Origin of the sequence: Nitratireductor indicus C115, assembly GCF_000300515.1 — a bacterium.
Lineage (GTDB): Bacteria > Pseudomonadota > Alphaproteobacteria > Rhizobiales > Rhizobiaceae > Nitratireductor > Nitratireductor indicus.
On record NZ_AMSI01000017.1, the window covers coordinates 89,865 to 108,441 of the forward strand.

18 protein-coding genes and 3 pseudogenes are annotated in these 18,577 nt (G+C 56.9%); 13 read left to right on the forward strand and 8 right to left on the reverse strand.

Going from position 1 to position 18,577, the window contains the following annotated elements; all coding sequences use genetic code 11:
* Nucleotide 1: 1 nt before the first annotated feature.
* The gene (locus NA8A_RS20635; RefSeq protein ID WP_338086171.1) at nucleotides 2–1,288 is read right to left on the reverse strand and encodes an MFS transporter; all 1,287 of its coding nucleotides are present in this window, start codon (nucleotides 1,286–1,288) and stop codon (nucleotides 2–4) included.
* Nucleotides 1,289–1,329: 41 nt separating this feature from the next.
* Here NA8A_RS20635 and NA8A_RS20640 point away from each other — a divergent pair, with 41 nt between their 5' ends.
* The 11 genes and pseudogenes from NA8A_RS20640 to NA8A_RS25580 all read left to right on the forward strand — a co-directional run bounded on the left by NA8A_RS20640 (nucleotide 1,330) and on the right by NA8A_RS25580 (nucleotide 8,278).
* Nucleotides 1,330–1,761, forward strand: a complete 432-nt coding sequence (locus NA8A_RS20640; RefSeq protein WP_040673247.1) for a helix-turn-helix domain-containing protein — start codon at nucleotides 1,330–1,332, stop codon at nucleotides 1,759–1,761.
* A gap of 506 nt (nucleotides 1,762–2,267) precedes the next feature.
* A pseudogene (locus NA8A_RS25725) lies at nucleotides 2,268–2,456 on the forward strand (helix-turn-helix domain-containing protein); the annotation flags it as partial.
* Nucleotides 2,457–2,728: 272 nt separating this feature from the next.
* Nucleotides 2,729–3,238, forward strand: coding sequence for a hypothetical protein (locus tag NA8A_RS25555; RefSeq protein WP_240532830.1), 510 nt, complete (start codon nucleotides 2,729–2,731; stop codon nucleotides 3,236–3,238).
* Between the two features lie 232 nt (nucleotides 3,239–3,470).
* Nucleotides 3,471–3,848 carry a MobC family plasmid mobilization relaxosome protein gene (locus NA8A_RS20650; protein ID WP_009452349.1) on the forward strand — a complete coding sequence of 126 codons (378 nt, stop codon included), beginning with the start codon at nucleotides 3,471–3,473 and terminating at the stop codon, nucleotides 3,846–3,848.
* 278 nt (nucleotides 3,849–4,126) lie between these two features.
* A pseudogene (locus NA8A_RS25760) lies at nucleotides 4,127–4,267 on the forward strand (hypothetical protein); the annotation flags it as partial.
* Nucleotides 4,268–4,799: 532 nt separating this feature from the next.
* Nucleotides 4,800–5,093 (forward strand): hypothetical protein, encoded by a 294-nt coding sequence (locus NA8A_RS25565; protein WP_009452351.1) that lies wholly within the window; start codon nucleotides 4,800–4,802, stop codon nucleotides 5,091–5,093.
* A 51-nt stretch (nucleotides 5,094–5,144) separates the two neighbouring features.
* The gene (locus NA8A_RS25570) at nucleotides 5,145–5,504 is read left to right on the forward strand and encodes a hypothetical protein (protein WP_240532831.1); all 360 of its coding nucleotides are present in this window, start codon (nucleotides 5,145–5,147) and stop codon (nucleotides 5,502–5,504) included.
* A 163-nt stretch (nucleotides 5,505–5,667) separates the two neighbouring features.
* Nucleotides 5,668–6,234, forward strand: coding sequence for a hypothetical protein (locus NA8A_RS25575; protein ID WP_009452353.1), 567 nt, complete (start codon nucleotides 5,668–5,670; stop codon nucleotides 6,232–6,234).
* A complete protein-coding gene (locus NA8A_RS20670; RefSeq protein ID WP_074896695.1) occupies nucleotides 6,171–7,526 on the forward strand; it encodes a type IV secretory system conjugative DNA transfer family protein in 1,356 nt (451 codons plus the stop codon). Before NA8A_RS25575 ends, NA8A_RS20670 begins: the two co-directional genes overlap by 64 nt.
* 96 nt (nucleotides 7,527–7,622) lie before the next feature.
* Nucleotides 7,623–8,102: a hypothetical protein gene (locus NA8A_RS20675; RefSeq protein ID WP_009452355.1), complete on the forward strand. Its 480-nt coding sequence runs from the start codon at nucleotides 7,623–7,625 to the stop codon at nucleotides 8,100–8,102.
* On the forward strand, nucleotides 8,099–8,278 hold the full coding sequence (locus NA8A_RS25580; protein ID WP_009452356.1) for a type II toxin-antitoxin system RelE/ParE family toxin: 180 nt from the start codon (nucleotides 8,099–8,101) through the stop codon (nucleotides 8,276–8,278). The genes NA8A_RS20675 and NA8A_RS25580 overlap by 4 nt, the downstream gene beginning before the upstream one ends.
* Nucleotides 8,279–8,442: 164 nt before the next feature.
* Here the strand turns inward: NA8A_RS25580 and NA8A_RS20685 are convergent, their stop codons facing one another.
* The 6 genes from NA8A_RS20685 to NA8A_RS20710 are packed head-to-tail and all read right to left on the reverse strand — an operon-like array spanning nucleotide 8,443 to nucleotide 16,435.
* Nucleotides 8,443–10,452: a class I tRNA ligase family protein gene (locus NA8A_RS20685; protein ID WP_074896692.1), complete on the reverse strand. Its 2,010-nt coding sequence runs from the start codon at nucleotides 10,450–10,452 to the stop codon at nucleotides 8,443–8,445.
* Nucleotides 10,445–11,557, reverse strand: a complete 1,113-nt coding sequence (locus NA8A_RS20690; protein WP_009452358.1) for a saccharopine dehydrogenase family protein — start codon at nucleotides 11,555–11,557, stop codon at nucleotides 10,445–10,447. The genes NA8A_RS20685 and NA8A_RS20690 overlap by 8 nt, the downstream gene beginning before the upstream one ends.
* On the reverse strand, nucleotides 11,554–12,765 hold the full coding sequence (locus NA8A_RS20695; protein ID WP_009452359.1) for an MFS transporter: 1,212 nt from the start codon (nucleotides 12,763–12,765) through the stop codon (nucleotides 11,554–11,556). Before NA8A_RS20695 ends, NA8A_RS20690 begins: the two co-directional genes overlap by 4 nt.
* Nucleotides 12,762–14,078, reverse strand: coding sequence for a lysine N(6)-hydroxylase/L-ornithine N(5)-oxygenase family protein (locus NA8A_RS20700; RefSeq protein ID WP_051018043.1), 1,317 nt, complete (start codon nucleotides 14,076–14,078; stop codon nucleotides 12,762–12,764). Before NA8A_RS20700 ends, NA8A_RS20695 begins: the two co-directional genes overlap by 4 nt.
* A 34-nt stretch (nucleotides 14,079–14,112) precedes the next feature.
* On the reverse strand, nucleotides 14,113–15,090 hold the full coding sequence (locus tag NA8A_RS20705) for a Fe(II)-2OG oxygenase family protein (protein ID WP_009452361.1): 978 nt from the start codon (nucleotides 15,088–15,090) through the stop codon (nucleotides 14,113–14,115).
* Complete coding sequence (locus NA8A_RS20710) at nucleotides 15,083–16,435, reverse strand: KamA family radical SAM protein (RefSeq protein ID WP_009452362.1); 1,353 nt, start codon at nucleotides 16,433–16,435, stop codon at nucleotides 15,083–15,085. Before NA8A_RS20710 ends, NA8A_RS20705 begins: the two co-directional genes overlap by 8 nt.
* A gap of 83 nt (nucleotides 16,436–16,518) precedes the next feature.
* On the opposite strand from NA8A_RS20710, the gene pdxR reads away from it, so the two are divergent.
* Nucleotides 16,519–18,051: a MocR-like pyridoxine biosynthesis transcription factor PdxR gene (gene pdxR / locus NA8A_RS24770; protein WP_009452364.1), complete on the forward strand. Its 1,533-nt coding sequence runs from the start codon at nucleotides 16,519–16,521 to the stop codon at nucleotides 18,049–18,051.
* Nucleotides 17,951–18,238: pseudogene (locus NA8A_RS25585) on the forward strand (hypothetical protein); the annotation flags it as partial. The gene pdxR and the pseudogene NA8A_RS25585, both read left to right, overlap by 101 nt.
* A 24-nt stretch (nucleotides 18,239–18,262) precedes the next feature.
* Here the strand turns inward: NA8A_RS25585 and NA8A_RS20720 are convergent.
* Nucleotides 18,263–18,526, reverse strand: coding sequence for a hypothetical protein (locus NA8A_RS20720; protein ID WP_009452366.1), 264 nt, complete (start codon nucleotides 18,524–18,526; stop codon nucleotides 18,263–18,265).
* Between the last annotated feature and the right edge of the window lie 51 nt (nucleotides 18,527–18,577).

Genomic DNA, 18,577 nt, shown 5'->3' on the forward strand with positions numbered 1-18,577 from the left:
ATCACTGATGCAGCCTGTTTTTGGCCTTAGTGTCTGGTTGGCTAAGCACTAAGGCGATTGCGACGATGATCAAGGCGCTGGCCGTGAGGAAGGTCAGGCGCATTCCGCTGGTGATCGAGGATGCGTCGGCATGGGCAAAGTCTTCTGTACCGACGCCGAAGGCGAAGATGGCGCCCATAATGGATGCCCCCGCAATAAGGCCGATATTGCGCGACAAGCCGAGCAGCCCCGAAACGGTGCCTCGGTGCGACGCGAGGACATGCTCAAACGCTGCGGTGTTGTTGGCGGCCTGGAAAAGCTGGTAGCCGGGCGTCAGCACGATGAGCGACAGAATGTAGCCGGGGACGCCAATTGTGTTTGGCAAGAACGCCAGAAGAAATGCTCCCAAGGCCAATAGTCCCAGCCCGACGGCAAGCACCGGACGACTGCCCCAAGCGTCTACGAGCCTTCCAGAGGGAAGCCCGCTGAATATAGAGATCACAGGGCCGATTGCCATGGCGAGGCCGGTCTCCGTGGCAGTCAGCCCAAGCCCGAGGCTAAGATAGAAAGGACCGACCACCAGCGTCGTCATCATGACGGCGGCGACGAGGATGTTGATGAGAAGACTGGGTGTGAGCCTTCTGTCCAGCACCGACCAAAGGCTTGTCGACGTGGTATTGCCTGCGCCCTGTTCGCCGGGAAGGATCAATATGGTGAGGATCAGTGCGAAAACCGCCAATGGCACCTGCACCCAGAAGATGCTGCGCCATCCTCCCATTTGGCCTTCCATCTGGATCAGCAGTCCGCCAAGTGATGGGCCGAGTGCGGTTCCAAGCGCGGAGACGGTGCCGAGCAGTCCCATGGCCCGCCCGATATGCGCTTCGTCGACCGTATGGCGCATCAGTGCCATGGCAAACGTCATCAGAAAGGCCGCGCCGATACCCTGAAGGGCGCGCGCTCCGATCAGCAGCCAGAGGCTCGACGCGGCGGCGCTTAACAGTGAGGCGGCGATGAAAAGGGTGAGCCCCATAATAAGCATTGCCTTCAATCCAAAGCGGTCGCCGGCGCGGCCGGCAATGACGACAGAGATTGTCATGGTTCCGAGATAAGCGACGACGACAGCCTGCACTTGCGGAAACGATGCGGAAAACGCTTCGGCCAGCGCCGGCAGTGCGATGTTGGCGATGCTGGTACCGAGCGAAGCCAGCAGCATTGCCAGTGCGAGCGTGGTCGTAATTCCCGCTCGAGTCTTTTTCGATGCCGACGATTGAGCCTGTATCAATGTTTTCCCTCTTGTCTCGATGGTCAATGGCGAGCAGACTGCCATTTCAAGTCAACTTGAGGTCAAGCGTGAAATTTCTCGATATCGGCGAGGTCGCGGCACAAAGCGGGGTCAAGCCTTCGGCGCTGCGCTACTACGAGGAGATTGGCCTGATCTCCTCGGTCTCGCGCCATGGCTTACGCAGGCAGTTCGTATCCGAAGTGCTGTTGCAGCTCAACTTGATCGCGATGGGGAAAACAGCAGGCTTCTCACTAGACGAGATCGCCGGCATGTTTGGCCGGAACGGCATGCCGGACTTGCCGCGGGATGTGCTGCATGCCAAAGCCGACGCGATAGACCGGAAAATCCTCGAACTCAGCGCTTTGCGTGATACGCTCCGCCATGTCGCTGACTGCCCCGCGCCCTCGCATATGGAGTGCCCTACATTCCGACGGCTGGTGAGCCTGGCAGGCACCCCCAGGAAAACGAAAGTGTTCAAAAGAGGCTTTCCGTCTTCTTGACGAAACTCACCAGAGTGCGGCCTCAGCGGATCGTCCGGACAAACATGTGGTTCTTGGGAGGCGGAATTCGGGGACAAGAGACGGAGCATGGGGGGCGCCTGCTGGTCCTTGCCATGCCCCTTGTGGAAGAGTTCGACAAGATGTTCTTCGCTCACAATCCACCCAAGTAACCCTGGTTGGTGAGGAATGGCGTCGGTCCGCCATCGAGCCGACAATGTGGGGTGCAAGGAGGCGGATAGGCTATTATAAGTAGTGCTTGGCGGAGAGGGAGGTAGTCTCCCAGCATAGCAAACTCAAATACTTATCTTTCCCAACCTACAAAAAACCATCTATTGAAAGCATTATAGAATTTCCGGTGATGTCCAACCGGATTTTCCTGCTTTGCTCAGGGAAGACGCACAAAGCCACTCTTGTTGGACAGACCCGCAGTTCCCCTTCCAAAACTGAGTATCACGAGCCGAACCAGGATGCGCAGGGTCTGCCCCTTCTAACTGCGGGATGCTGACATGAGCATCCAGGCCGTTGCGTGGGCGATCCGGCAGCGGGTCGGCTCTCCCACCGGCAAGGTGCTGTTGATGTGCCTTGCCAATTACGCTGACGAGAATGGCGAATGCTGGCCGTCGCAGGCGACGATCTCGGCCGAGGCCGAACTCGGCGAACGCGCCGCGCGCGATTGGCTGAAGACACTTGAGGATCGCGGTTTCATCGAGCGGCAGCGCAGAAACCGTAGCGACGGTTCCCGCACATCCGATTTGATCCGACTGTGCCTCAATCGACCGCTGGAAACTCCTGCTTCCGACCTACCGGCAGAATCTGCCGGTAGGCCAAACCAACCGGCATCTGGTGCCGCGCCTACCGGCAGGAGATGCCGGGCATTGAATCCGTCAGGGAACCATCAAAAGAACCAAACCAGCGCGCGCGAGCGCGCGAGGAGGTCGGGTTTTCGGAATTTTGGGATAGCTGGCCGTTGGAGACGCGGCCGGACAAGCGCGCTTATGCGCAACGTCTGTTCGAGCGCCTGTCGCGTGAAAATCGCGGCAAGGCGATCAAACGTGCATCGGTCTATCGAGCGCAATGGACCGCGTGTGACAAACCCGCCCTCATGATCCCCTATCTGAAGGGCCGGGTGTTCCTCGAATGTGAAGACGCGCCATGCAGCCGAAATGGCATTGCCGCTCGGCCGGACAAAAACCGGTGGGCGATGCGCCAGGCCGTGCCGCAGCTCTTTGTTGCCACTGACCAGGAAGCTCAGATCGGCCAATGGCAGAACTGGCTCGCCTGCAATGAGCTTCCGCCGCTTGAAACGCTCGGCGTCGAAGACCGCCGGAACGGCAAGCCGGGATACCGTCTGCCCAGCTATTGGCCACCGGAGGCCGGGAGCCCGAAGGCGCTCGAATGGACCGCCTATTTTCGGCGCAGGTTGAAGCGCGGCCGACATGAAGCGCCGCACGAACCTGCCGACCGGAGGACGTCATGACGGCCGGCGCGTTTCAGGGAGCAAGGCGACCCGTGTCATACGACACGGAGCCTTGTGAGGGGAGGCAAGCCTCCCCTTCAAACCCCTCCGAAATGCTGCGGCAGGGTGACGATGGCGATCGTCACGGCTCCCATGCGGGAGCGCCGCAGCAAGTGGTGGGCGACCGTGGTGACGGTCGCGCGTCTACTGCCTCCCGGCTGGCATCGACCGCCGATGGCCTGGACGCCGCATCGTGTTCCGCTGCACGCCGGCCGAGAAGTCCGCGCTGCTGGCGAAAGCCGAAGCGTCGGGCGGCAGCAACTCTCATGTGATGCGCGCAGCTCTTGGCCTGGTCGCTGAGAAGCGCCGCCGTCCGGTGCCGAAGGCCGATCCCGCCCTGGTTCGCGAGATCGGCCGCATCGGCGGCAATCTGAACCAGATTGCCCGCTGGCTGAACGCGGCCACGCTTGCCGGTCATTGCCACGACATTGATGCCCTCGTCGTGACGGCCCGTCTCGTCGCTATTGAGAGAGCTATGAGCCGTGCCGCCACTCCTCGCGCATGGGCTACGCCCGAACGCGGTGCGCGTGTGGATGCTTCGACGGATACGAACGAGCCGCCGCCATGCTGATCAAGTTTTTTCGCAACGGTCAGGGTCGCGGCGCAGGTCCGGTCGGCTATCTGGTTGCGCGGGAGGTGCGGGCCTATGACGAAAACCGCAACGTCATGCGCGATGCGGATGGCCGGGCGCTCATGTTCGAGCGCGACCCGCTACCGGAGGTGCTGCGCGGCAATGCCGAGCGCATGGAATCGCTGATCGATTCTTGCCCGCACCAGTGGACCTATCGGGCCGGTGTTCTCTCCTTCACGGCCGAGGATGCTCCCACGGAGCGCCAGCAGCAGATCGCGATGGACGCCTTCGAGGAACTGGCCTTTGCCGGGCTGGAACCAGACCAGCACGAAATCCTCTGGGTGCGCCATACCCATGAGCGGCGGGTGGAACTGCACTTCCTCACGCCACGCATGGAGTTGGAGCGTGGCCGCAGCCTGAACATCGCACCACCCGGCTATCAGCGTGCCTATGACGCCTTGCGCGAGGTTCTGAACAAGGAACAGGGCTGGACCGACCCGAAAGCGCCCGAGCGCGCTCGCGATGTCCGTTCCATCATCGAGGAGGTGCGGCGAGGGGAAGCACGCGAAAAGCTGCATGACTGGCTGCTCGACCGCATCGCCGACGGTGCGGTTCAGGACCGCAGCACGATGGTGGAAACCTTGCGTGATGCCGGTTTCGAGATTCCGCGCACCGGAAAGAACTACCTCACGGTGCGCGATCCCGAAACCGACGAACGGTTCCGGCTGAAGGGAGAGATTTTTCGTGAAGATTGGACGCGAACGGCAACCCTTGAGCGCGCGGTTGGCCGAGAAAATGGAGAGCGAGACCGGACAGGCAGCCGCCTGGCTGGCATCGAACTTGGAGAGCTTCAGGAGCGATTGCGCGGCCATGTCGAAAAACGTGCGCGATACCATCGCCAGCGATATGGAAGCGAGCGTGGACGCTTGCCGCAGCGCGAACCGGAAAGCCTTGAGCGCGATCACGGCCGACCTGCAAATGATCCGGCGGCTGACGCGGTTCGATCCCTGGGCGGTGATGATCTTCCTGGCGCTCGCGATCGGGAGCACCTTCGCCGCGAGTTACTGGTGGGGCCGGACGATGATTCGCGAGGCCATGACCACGAACTATCAGCAGATCGGGCTGAGAACACACTTCACCGAGACCGGCCTGGTGCTGACCTGGGACGAAGCGCGGCTGAGCTTGAGCGAATGCCAGGCGGGCGAGAGATCGGTGCCCTGTCTGATCTTCAGGACGCAGGAATAGAGCGCCGGCAGCAGCATGACGGCCATCCACGACAGACAAGAGGAATTGCAGATGCCGCAGCACGGAACGGCTTCACAGAACCAGCCAGGGAACCAGCAGGACGAACCGGCGCTGACCGGGCTGGAGCGCGAATTGCTCGGCTACGTCGAGCGGTTGACACAGGCTTGCGAAACCTCAGCGACGCAGTGCAACGCCTTGGAGCAACGCTCGACCGCCATGATCGAGACACGGCAGAAAGCCTTGGAAGATGGCGTCAGATTGCTGATCGCTTCACAGACATCGTTGGTAGCGGCGTTGATCGACTTCGTGGAGGCATCGCAGGATTCCGCGACCGTGCGGCGGCACTTGGCCGTGAGCAGGCAGGCATTGACGAGCGCGGGACAGCTCCTGAACGACAGGCCGGTGGAATAGATCGCCGCCATGACGTGGCGGCGGCCGGAAGAAGCTACGCCGTCAGTACCGCTCCCGCCCATTCCCATCAACCGTCCTGCGTCCCCGCAACCCGCGCGATCGGCCTCACGAGAGCCGGGCCGTCGCGGTGATGAGGCGCGGCCGTATTCGAGGAACCATTCCCATGACCAGTCTTTCCGTCACACCGCTTCGCATGATCGTGAGCGTTGGTATGTTGGCGCTTTGCGCCGTGCTGGCCATCGGCCTTCCCAATATCTGGCCCTATCTTTTTCCGGGCACGCAGCTCGCCGCTTTTGCGCTGGGTGCTGCCTTTGTCGCTCTCATCTGGGCGGGTGGGTTGTATGGGCCGGAAAGGGGATTGCTCAAGGCGCTGGGCATTTGCCTAGCGCTGGCAGCGTCCGCTTTCGCCTTGTGGGATTATGTGCACCTGTTTCGCGTCTTCGGTGAGACCATCGGCGCATGGCGAGCGGCCGGCCATTCCGGCATCCGCAGCCTGCGCGAAGGGTTCGGTGTGATCGATACGCTGTCCCTTGGCCAGAAACGCGCTTTTACCACCGCCGCCATTGTCGGCCTGCCGCCGCTTCTCATGCTTATCATCAGCGTCATCATGGCCGTGACTCCGACCAAAAGCAGCCGTGTGGCGAAATCCGGTCCCTGGCAGGCGCAATGGATGGGGGCGGTTGGCATCCGCTACCTGAAGTCTCTTTCCGCGGTCTGCCCCTCGGGCTGAGCAACGGTCATCTGCTACGCTACCAGCCGGACCCGCAACGCGGTTGGCGTGGCGGGCATCATTGCGTGATCGCCGGTACGCGAGCCGGCAAGGGCGTGTCGGCGGTCATTCCCGCCATCATCGACCATGACGGGCCGGTGGTCGTGCTGGACGTGAAGGGAGAAAACTTCGCCATCACCCGCCGCTGGCGGCAGGCCCAGGGCCGGCATGTCGTAGTGTTCAATCCGTTCGGCGTTATCGAAGCACCGTTGGACGGTTTCAATCCGCTTGACTATGTGCGCCACAATCATCTCGTGCGCGACATCGACATCATCGCCGATGGCCTCGTCCGTCCCGAGAGCGGCGCGGGATCGCACTTTGCCGAAATCTCGCGCCAGATCGTCGCGGCGGCGATCGAGGTGATCATCACCACCCATGACGCCGAAGATCGCAACCTGAATGCGGTTGCGGATCTTCTGTTAGGCGCGGAGGTCGAACAGACCTTGCAAGCCTGGGCCAACGATCCCGGCCGCTTTGGTCGCCGTCCGGCACAGGCCGCCGCCACGCTCCTGTCGGCCGGCGACAACGAACGTGGCGGCGTGAAGACCACCATCAAGAAGGCGTTCGAGTGGGCGCGCTTCGACGAGATGCGCAGTTTCCTGCAAAGCTCCACCGCCGCTCTGGATGAATTGCTGGACGACACTATTGATCTCTTCATTGCCGTTCCGCTCGACCAGCTCGACGGTCAGGCCGTGTTCATGCGCCTGCTCGTTAATCTCGTGCTTGGCACGGTGGTGGGCCAGGACGGTCGGCGCACGGCGAACAAGCGCATTCTTCTGGTGCTTGACGAGTTCGTGCGCCTTGGCCGCATGGAAAAGCTCATGAACATCGCCAATGTCGCGGCCGGAGCCGGTATCGAGGCGCTGTTCGTCACCCAGGACAAAGGGCAGATCGAGGCCGTCTATGGCGCGAACGACACCGCCAGCCTGCTTGGCTCCTGTGTCACCACCCGAATCTTCGGCCTTGGCCGCGCCGAAACGAAAACCGCCGAATGGGCAGCACACGCCCTTGGCGATCAGACCGTGCTCACCAAGTCCAAACAGGCAGGAGCGAAGATCGGCGAGCCCGCCCGCATCTCCATCAACGAACACAAGCAGAAGCTCATGGCGGCCGATCAGATACTGGAAATGCCCGCTGACGAAATGCTCTGCCTGATCGGCTCAAAGCCACCGCTGCGCCTCAAGGCTATCGTCTCGCACGCCCATCCGGCGTATCGGAAAAAGCTCGATCCGAACCCGACCATGCGGTCGTGAGCACGGCCGAACACAAACAGGTCAACAGTTTTACTGGAAATCCGAATGCAGTTTCTAAATAATAGCGCATCACTCACTCAAAAAGGTGACGCGTTCATGCCGCAGAGTCATATCCCCCCCGACACTATCGACGGCAAGGCCGTCAAGAGCCTCGTGGATGCCCATGCGATCCAGAGCGCGGTCGTTCTCGGCCAGCCTGGCGGATGGGCGGTGCTGGTGCGCTACGGTGCCAACGAACGCGCCGTATCCGCGCAACGGGCACGCCGCCCGCGCCTGTGGCGAAACTTGAACACGGCCGCCGCCTTCGTGCGCGAGGAACTTGGGGTTTCGCGATTCGAGGTCGATACGGCCGACTATGACCCCGACGCGATTGAACGCAAGCGCCCCGACCAGGCCGAACGGCTTCGCCGGCAGCGCGAGGCGGCCGAGCACGATGCTTGGTTCCGTTCCGAAGTGCGAAGGACGTTGGACGGCATTGCGAGCGGCACGGTCGGCCTCGTGTCAGACGAGGAGCACCGGAAGCGCTGGCAGGAAAAGCGTGCTGAGTTGCTGGCCCGTGCCGGGCGGGCCGGATGAAGCGGCTCGTGTGGTCCGAAGACGCCGAAACCGATCTTGATTCCATCACCGACTATATCGCGCGCGACGATGTAATGGCGGCGATCGGGATGCGCGACGAAATCGAAGGACAGATCGAGCGGCTGCGGGAGTTTCCCCTTTCCGGCCGGGAAGGAAGGATGCCACCCGCGAGCTAGTCGTGGTGCGTGCGCCGTTCATCGTCGTCTACACCGCGAGCGATGCCGTTCAGATCATTCGCGTCCTTCACGGCGCACAGCAATGGCCGTCCGGTCCCCTATGAGTTGGATGAGGATCGCCGTAGTGGAGCAGTTCATTGCGATCACGTCCTTACTACAAATTCTCAATTTAAACCCACATCGGTCGAACCAAGCGATAAATCAATTGTCAGGAAATCGGCCGGGAACCATGTGTCAATGCGCCAAGTTCCCGGGAACTGCGATAGTAGGTACTTTCCAAGGCGCGGTGCGATGGGTTCGACCGCCACAGCAATGGTCACGGTAGCCGCGGCAACCAAACGTGCCTCCGTTCTGAACTGAGATGCAGAGTAAGCATACATCTTGTCCGAACGGGTTTGTGCAGAATGAAGATACCGGGAAAGCCCATCCACCAGAGATTCCATATGCCGGGCCGCTGCTGAGAAATCCAGAACAGACAAATCGAAGCTCTTTTGAATTGCTGCTATGGCCGCCTTTGTCGACATGTACATGCTCACATCATCCCGGCTCCAGGCTCCCGGCATCGGTATCGATTGAGACGTCATGTTTTTCCGCAGAAAAGCCAGCGCTCCTGAAAGGGTGTCAACAATCCGGTCTTGCCAATGATTTGTAAGCCAGCGGTCGAATTCCTGCGGCAAGAAGTCGACCTGCTGCCCCACGGGGCTATTGCGTGCAATGTAGAAGCGGAATGGATCTGCATTTGTTCCATCAATGAACTCATTTACCCAAACTGCATGGTTCCGGGAAGTAGAGAATTTCTCGCCGTTCAGCAGCAAGAATTCATTCATGACGACCATGCGCGGCGCCGATTTGCTTAGCCCGAGGGCAATCATCAGCGCAGGGAACAGAATGAGGCGACCGAATGCATTATCCGCTCCAAAAAGTGCGACCGTTGTCGGAACCTGCTCAGGCCGGAGTTCTTCGAAACAAGACACGCCATAATGACGCGCGCCAAAGGTTTCCAAAGCAAATAGGTAGCGAACGACGCGCTCCAAGACATCGGTGTATTTCTGGTCCTCGAAGCCAGGCCGAGCAACCGCAATTCCTTCAGAGTATGGATTGGAGAGACAAACATCAGGCAAAGGGCCTGCCAACCACTTTTCGATGTAAAGTCGAGCCCGGGTGGGCAAAAGCGCTGAAGCTGTATATTGCCTAATGGCATCACGCAGCAACTCAGTGCGCAGAAACAGCCGCTTCAGCTTTCGCCGGCCAACCGGCTTGCCTTGATGATCAGTAACCTCTCCGAGGTCAGCATCTATGATCGTGGCACCGCAACTCTCGCACTCGGATGTCGCCCCGGCACTGTGGCAATGGGGGCAAACACCCTTGGCCAATGCCTCGATGCGAAATTCCTGCATTTCCTCATCGAAGGGAGCGTCATGTTCGATTTCGGCCAGCAAATTTGCCTCATCCAGGCGTGACAGCAGACGGTGGCAAATCGAATCGAAGGCTTTGGGTTGTTCGCATTCCAGAAACAGGTCGAAATCTATGTTGAGCCGTCCCAGCGATTCCCGGATACTGTCGGCATATCGCCGAGCGACCTCATAGAACTCGCCGCCGTGCTTCTCCGCATTGATCCGTAGATATTGCAGGTGCCCCTGGCAACCTTGCAGGTGCAGCACCTCACGGCCGGCTGAACGCAATGCCCGTGCTGCAAAATCAGCTTGAAGAAATGGCCCACTGGCATGCCCAAGGTGCATTTCGCCGTTCGGAGTAATCATCGGTGGCTGCACTATCACCCGGCTGCAGCCGTCTAAGTTTGCATCCAGCGATCGCTTCGCCGCTTCGGCGAAATATGCAGCATCTGTCCACCAAACAGCATGCATGATGGTGTCTTCTCTGGGGGACTCGATGCGATGAATCTGCAAAGGCTCGACGCGGATGGAGTCTCCTTGATTCAATTCGATTTGATGATCGTCCATCCAAATGCGTAAACTCCCCGAGATCACCGTCCAGAATTCTATATCGTTGTGATTATGGTATTCGGTGATTGAGCCTGCGGGATAGGTAATAAGCCGCACGCTAACCTTGTCTTGTTCTTCAAATGGGTTCATCGCCCCTCTTTGGGTGGCGTCCGGTTTTGCATGAAGCGTTTCACGACGAGCACGGCGTGATTCTGGTAGGATATCAGTCATGGCAACTGTCCTCCTCAAGAATGCGTTGTGTCTGGTGGCTGCCGGTCCAGCAAATGCTGGTTCCGCTACCGTCGGGTCCAAATTGCTGGACAATGTCCTTAAAACTATAAAAGACGGAATCGTTTCGATCTGCCGCCGGAAAAATACATCTCGCCTGATGTTCGATACTCATTCCGGCAACGAGAGCGGCGATGGAACCAAGTGCCGTCGCCCATGCCATAGCTGAAAATCCAGAACAGGGATCAGTCCGCACAATAATCTCGAATTGCCGATGATCCTTCTGGGCTCGCGCAGCCAACAGCACGACGTCTTCGCCCCGTGGTGTGACGGCGGCTGTTTTTTCGTTCGGACTGAGATCAGAAAGTGCAAATGCTGCGAAACCCGGCCAGCGCAGTGTACGCTGGTGCAAGGTCGGAACTGTGCTAAGGCTCGGTTCGCTCAACGTTTCAGGCAACAAAGCGTCGTCATAGCATTCTAGGACCCCAAAGTCGGGAAAGAACACCTGATCTCGGGTGTCAAACCGAGGGCGCTTCACTTCACATCCATTGATGCGCGCGAGGCTTGTTCGGTTGGTGAATGCGCTTTCCGTGGCGAAATTCATTTCATGCCAAGCGGGGGCCGAGGGAATGTGAGGCAGGCCGCCACAATAGGTCTCGATGCAGTCGGGCATGACCATCTTCTTGTGCAAGACCTGAAGCAGCGCTTCCGCCAAGCCCGGCTCAAGCCCGGCTCCGAAATGAATCGGTCGCCTGGTAAAAACTGCCGGGTCGACGTCGGCAGGTCGTCCCACGACCAAAAAACGGATCCCCTGCGATAGGCGTTGATCCAATGGGATAAGCAGAGGATAGGCCTGTACATGGGAAAGTGCGAAAACGACCGCACATTTTTTTGCCGGGGTTTTGGAAAAGAATCGATTCAGCGCGGATAATATTTTTTCAGTGTCATCGGAGATGAATAGCTCAGTTTCACTATTCATTCTTTGCGCACAATAGGGGACGTCCGCCCGATCGATGACCATGGCCCGGTAGCCGCCCAATCGAGCAGTGACAGCCTCAATTGCGGCGCCTACGCGACCACCACCAATGATTGCGATATGCGTCGTCATAAGGTGCGTTGTTTTGAATAGCGCGAGCGATAAAACCCAAACTCGGCCACCACCATGGACATAGCGATCAACCCCGCGATAAAAAAGAGCTGATTATAGCCATGGATCGATACAAGAATGCCGGCGGCCAGCGGGGTGACGTAATACGAGATAAAATATGCCAAGCTGAAAGCAACCAAAAAGAAGCTTCGCGTAGAAATTGTGGCATATTTCACGGTCTCAGCTTGAACGATCGGATAAGAGAGGCCATAGAAAACACCCAACGAGACGGCGGCCATCCCATAAAGAAGGTTCGATGATGGCCCTGCAGCCAAAGCGAACAGGGAAATGCCGAGGCACGCTGTTAAGATGGGCAGGACTATCCGATTGTCCCGCTTAGCAATCCAGCCGCCCAATACAAGGCGTGGCACCATAATTCCGATTGCCCAACACGTGAAAAATACGGAAGAACTCAGTCCGTTCTGCTCGCCGAAAACGACCTGGAAGTTAATGATAATCGTGAATATTGCACTTTGCAGAAGAACCATGAACACAAAAAACAAGGCCGGAGACTGCAGAATTTCTCCGATGCCATCTGTTCGGGATGTTTCGCTTGCTGTTGAAGTGGACAAACCATCAGCCGAACCACCGCCGGTAGCTATCGACGCCATGAACCCCATCAAAGACAGGGCAATTAGCAGGCCGAATAGGTATGAGAAGCTATCGTCGACTGACAGCACCATCTTGCCTATGATCGGTCCCAAGCTGATGCCCAATGTGCTGAAGGCTGCATAGATCATAAAGTTTTGCTGCCGTGTTGTGTCGGATGATGCGGCTGAGACTTTGATAGATCCCAAAGTGAAGTGTGTAATCCAGCCTGCCGAAATCAGTGGAACGCAAACAAAGCCGAGGGCCTTTAGGCTCTCTGGCTGCTGATTCCCATAGAGCAAAAGCGCGTATCCCGACAAAAAAAACATCCCGCTTGCGAGGGCTATTTTCTTCACGCGCACTTTTTTCATTATAAATGGCAAAAATAATATAATAATTATTGCAATAACGGCACTTATAGCCGATGTCGATCCAAAATAAATTTCATCTAATCCATTTCCGATGAAATAAAAAGGGAGTAAGGCTGCCGATCCCATGCAGACGGCATGAAATATTCTCTCTATAATAAGAATTATGAAGATTCTCTGAGGGGTTGACGTATAAACTGCTTGGTCTGTCATACTGCTATCTTTCGGCTGTGCGGCGCGCCTTGCTGGCTAAGCGGGAAGCTTGTGGCGACGCTTTCTTTATCAAGGGTGTAGTATTCCCTGCCCAAGATGGAATTTACGATCTTCGCACTACGCCATGCGCTCAAGCTGAGGTTTTGATCAGCAAGACCAAACTGGCTCACACCGGCATTTTGAAGGAAAAGGCGAGCCTTCTTGGACGTTTTCAGACGCGCGGAAAAATCTTCGTTCAGACAGATTTCACCGCTGGGCAGAAACGTTAGCAAAGTGGCGATGCCGTCCAAAAATGCCGGAGTTTCGTACCTGTATCCCGTCGCGTAAAGGACCTTGTCACAGTCAAATTCTTCGCGGAAATCAGTCAGGGTATTCCGAGTCGTAACGCTGCGACGGCCTTCGTGTCGTTTGGCAACATTCAGAACCTCGCAGCTACATTTGAGATGAACACTCGTGTGAGACTCGGTTTCGATATTGTTGCGGTAGAGCCGCGAATAGAGACTCTCTAGCGTCCGCATGGAAATCCCGTCGCTGGTCATCTTCAGGGATTCGTTGAGCCGAGCGCGAGCTGCTTCTGGCAGGCTGTAGAAGTATTCGGCGAAGGCCGGTGTGTAGATTTCATTAACAAAGGGAGAATCGTCCAGCGGCAGCAACATTGGACGACGGCAAATCCAATGTATCGTTGCTGGTGGAGTGGGAAGGTTCAGTAGATACTCCACAATTTCCGCTGCCGATTGTCCTCCGCCAACCACGCAGATATCCTGCCCCGCGTAACTTGCGGGCGCACGTTCCATGAAGTTCGCCGAGTGATATCGGGTGCGATCCGGATCATCGAAGTTGGGAACGTAAGGTTTCTTGCCGATGCCTACAGAGACGTTGCTCGCAACATATCGCCCCGAGTTGGTCTCCACATGGAACCCATCCGTGCCCATGGTAATCGCGGTCGCTTCTGTATTGAATTCAACGGCTTCGAGCCTGTTGATTGCCCAATTATAATACTTCTCGAACGCTTTTCTGCTAACAGAATATCTGCTCGCAACAAGTGTTCTGTATATGCTGCCCGTTGATTTTAAATATGAGAGAAAAGAATAAGGATTTGTCGGATCGGCCAGAGTTACCAGATCTTTTAGAAAAGAAACCTGCAATTCAGCACCGGGCAGTTGCATTCCGCTGTGCCATGTGAAGCTCGAAGACCGGTCGAGAATAACAGAGCCCGATTGTCCAGCCCCTATCCATAGAGCTATGAGGCTCAGATTTGACGGGCCACAGCCAATGGCCAAAAGGTCTTTCTTAAAGATCGAACTAACACTCATTTTTGCCAAAACCTATTCCGAGAAGTTCAGCTCTTCAGAGATAGTTGATTTCGATACAGGCGCGTTGCAGCCAGCGACGTGCATCAACTGGGGTGGACGGAGCTTGGGACATGATCTGCCCTTTCCGGCCGTGCAACACACCACCATACCTGCCTTTGGCAACGCCGTTGGCGATTAAGAGTCCCGTCCCTGACGTCATCTCAACGCTCCGGACGCATGAGGCTTTGGCCTCGGCAATCGCTGCCTTCAGCACATGGATTGCATCTCGCCCAGCAGGGTCATCTGTGTGAATGCGGTCTTCTTCGTATATCCGAGATATTGTCCAGCCGTTCGCGATGGCATCCAGTACTGGAGTTTCATCTAACGCCCTTGCCTGAAATCCGTCGCCGCTTCGAACGCTGTATATCGGCGCTTTCAGTTGCTCCAAATTCTCGGGCGTAAGCCTGTGCAGAATGTCAGCAACCGGTAGGTATTCGGTGAAAACCCCACTTTGCCCTTGCAGACAGAGCAGTGCCAGAAAACTTGGCGGTGTCTGCAGGAAAACGTTCTCGGCATGAAAGGGCAAGGGTGCCCGCCCCCGTCCAGAAGATTCTTGTTCGAATTTATCCACTGGATAAATCTGCTGAAGGAAATCCGGCTGGTGGCTACTGGGCTCACGTTGCAGTTTTGCTTTCATCAGTGCCGTCAGGCCGGATAGCACCGTTTCGCTGACACGCCCCTTCGCTGCAATATTCTGTTCCAGGCCGCCTAAATCGGGGAGCGGATTGTCCACGGGCACGTCCTTGAGGATCAGAACATCTGGCCCCCGCCCTTCGCTCATAGAGGCCAAAAGTTCGCGCAACTCCGTTGATGCGACCGCTGCAAACTCAGCGCAAAAATCGTCGTGCCCGCATGCTGGATCACGATAGAAATCATGGCTGACGAACTTCTGCGCAAGCGCTTCAAGACCGCGCTTTTCTGTTTCGGAAAACTCGTATTCTGCGCAGATTCTATCGGCAACTATATCAAGCATGAACACCTCCCATAATTCGTTCGGGCGCTGTCCATTGCGGTGCCGCAGGTTCGGTTGGCTTTCCTCGCGCCTCGAAGAAGAATTCTCCACCGCCTAGCGGCCTCAGATCGTCAAGCCAGCTCGCCGTTTCATCAAACTCTGCTAGGAATACGCGGCCGACAAATGTCGGCTCGCGGGCCTGAAGAAACCGCAGCGAGAGCGCCCTTTGCCCGTGCACCTCAACAATGCCGTCAATTACTACCTTTCCAGGATGCGATGACATGACTGGCCCGCGTGCCGTGCGTGACAGCCCGGACACCCGCGATATCGCGCTTGAATAGATTTCATGGGCGCGCCAGAGCGGAACGCGAAAATAGCCGGAAGGTCCGGTGTCGCGCTCGACGAACATGTAATAAGGGTAGATTCCCAAGGCACTGCAGTCGGTCCAGAGTTTGGCCCAGACGACCGGGTCGTCATTGACGTGCTTCAAGAGAGGCGCCTGTGTGCGGATAGTCGCACCTGTTGCGCGAATGGCGTTTATCGCCGCCTTCACCTCTGGGGGCTCGAGTTCTCGCGAATGTGTTAAATGGGCCATGAATGCCAGCGATTTCCCCGAGGCAACAATCTCCTCAAATAGCGATAGCAGGTCCGCGGCGTCCTCACCTGCGAGGAAGCGATGCGGCCAGTAGGTTACAGCTTTGGAACCAAACCGGATCGTTTTTAGGCTTTCGACGGCCAGGAAGGGCTCCACATACCGGCGCAGATTCTTCGAATTCATGATCAGTGGATCGCCACCAGTGATCAGAATATCGGTGATCTCTTGGTGACACCGAAGATAGGATACAGCTTGAGCCGCTTCACGCGCCTGTATTTTCCATGCAGGTTCGCCAACGAATTGGGGCCAACGGAAGCAAAAACTGCAATAAGCATGGCAGGTCTGCCCGGCGCTGGGAAAGAACAAGGCAGTTTCCGCGTATTTATGCTGTATCCCATCGAGAATATCTTCGCCGAGAGTGGGAATATTATCCGTCATTTGGCCAGCCGGATGAGGATTGAGTTCCTCTCGGGTAACTCTCACCGCTTCGCGGAGGTCGGTTGACGTGGCATTCTGTGCCGCTTCAATTCGGGCAAACTGACTCCTTGTCAGCATACCTTCTTGCGGAAAGAGCAGCCGAAACATTGGATCGTCTTCGGGCGCACTCCAGTCGATAAAATTTTCGAGAACATATTCGTTGACGCGAAAAGGAAGAACTTCTGAGGCGACTAAGAAAGTCTTTCGGTAGTCGACACTCAGATTATCCCAGTACCGCAATTCGGTGAGCTTCTTGGCCGTCACTGGTCGGTATTGGGTAATCGATCGCAACATGTTCAACCCATAATAGAACCACTTGAGCGAACAGCTATTATCGACCTAGAAAGTCCGAAAGAACCACACTTGAGGTTTTTGATATGACCACTTTGGAGCGCCGCGGGCCTGCACTGTCACTTCGTCTCAACTTCGACAAGACGAAACCGATTCCGTTATACGAACAGCTTAGAGTGCAGTTGGTCGCCCTTCTGAAAGAGAGGCAACTCCCCCCCGCCCAACGTATGCCGTCCGCCCGCAGTCTGGCGTTAGAAAATGGAGTTTCAAGGACCACCGTTGAGGAGAGTTACAATGCCCTGGTGCAAGAAGGCCTGCTGGTCCGCGTACCAGGATCGGGGACCTATGTCGCACCGGTGCCGGCGGGGCTCCGTTATGCTGTGAAAGGGGTGCAGGTGGGTATCGGTTCCGGTCCTTCTTCCATTCACCACCGAAACTGTGGTGCGCCGATCACATCGCTTGTTGTTGAAACGGAGAAATTTGGGAAGGATTGGAACCTTGCGGCGAAAAATGTACTGCGTAAGTTTCCCAGGCGGTTGCTCGAATATGGTGATCCACTTGGGCAACTAGGCCTGCGCGAGCAAATTGCACATCATTTAGCAAAGCGTCGCGGCATATTGTGCGACCCCGAACAGGTTGTCATCACATCCGGGTCTCAACAGGCGATTTATCTCACTCTAAGCGTTCTACTGCAGGCGCGTGATAGGATCGTCGTGGAAGATCCCTGTTATCAAAACACCGTCGATCTCCTGCGATTCCAGAAACTTGACATTATTCCCGTGCCGGTTGACGAGCACGGGCTCGTTGTTAAGCGTGCACCGCCTGCCCAAGCGGTCTACGTCACGCCGTCCTTTCAATATCCGCTTGGAGTGGAAATGAGCTTGGAGCGACGGCTACAGCTATTGGCTTGGGCCGAGCGGAATGATGCCTGGATCATCGAAGATGATTACGGCAGTGAGTCCATCTATCAAAGTTGCCCAGAAACGTCACTGTTTACTTTGTCAAACTCGCGCCAAGTCATCTATACGGGCTCCTTTAGCCGGACACTCTTCCCTGGGCTGCGTCTCGGGTACATGGTCCTCCCCGCATCAATGGTAGATGCATTCGCCCGCCTGAAGGGCCTTATTGATCGCGAGACATCGGGCTGGAACCAACTCTTGCTTGAAGAGTTTCTGAGAAATGGCAAAATCGATCCCTATATTCGTCGAACTTGGAAAGCTTATGACCGACTGCGGACCGTCTTTATCCAAGCCGCTGAGACACATTTATCCGATAAGCTGGTGATCACAAGGAAGAGTGCGGGGGCATTTGCTACATTTTTTCTGCGTGCGCATTGTAATGATGTCGCTATTGCCAAACACGCAGACGATTCCGGCCTTTTCGTACGTGCTCTTTCCCCATGCTATTTGACCGCACAGCCACGCTACGGATTATTGGTCTACTACCATACGGTCTGCCTTGATACATATGAGCGACAAGTCCGTGGTCTCGCGAGAAGGATTTTACAGTGCGAGGCAGATGCTGGACATGCTCGCCGCTATAGCCCGCAAAGACTATGTGGACCGCCGCAGGAGGCAGGCCCAGGGCATCCAGAAGGCCAAGGCGGCGGGGGCGTATAGAGGAAGGCCCGAGGACACCGAACGCAATGCCGCCCTCATGGACATGCTAAAGCGTGGACAGACATGGGCCAGCATCGTGAAGGCCACAGGGGTCTCCACGTCAACGCTCTCCAGGCTACCGAGGCATCCCTACGTTCCGTCATCGGCCTTATCTGCGGGTATTGTGACCCAGAGGTTGCCCGTATAGGGGTCCTCTCACATTTGCAGGCCGTCAGCTATTGCCCGCTTCCGGCATCAATTCAGCCTTAACCCGTCCCCCTGTTAGGGACACCTCAAGGACTGGCAATAGCCCTGCCTTGAGAGTGGGGACTTCAAAAAGGCTTCCAACATGGAAACCTCCTTTCTGCCCCATTAAGAGAGAGACGAAGAACATATCGTGATCATCGCTCTCAAAATCAAGGCCCGCATCTGACAAAAGTGGGGGAGCAATGTTGGGGGGATCAACTTGCGGCGGAGAGCCGCTAAGCTGTTGCATTATATCGCTTCTGGGGGAGCAAAATAGCTATGGCGGAGAGGGAGGGATTCG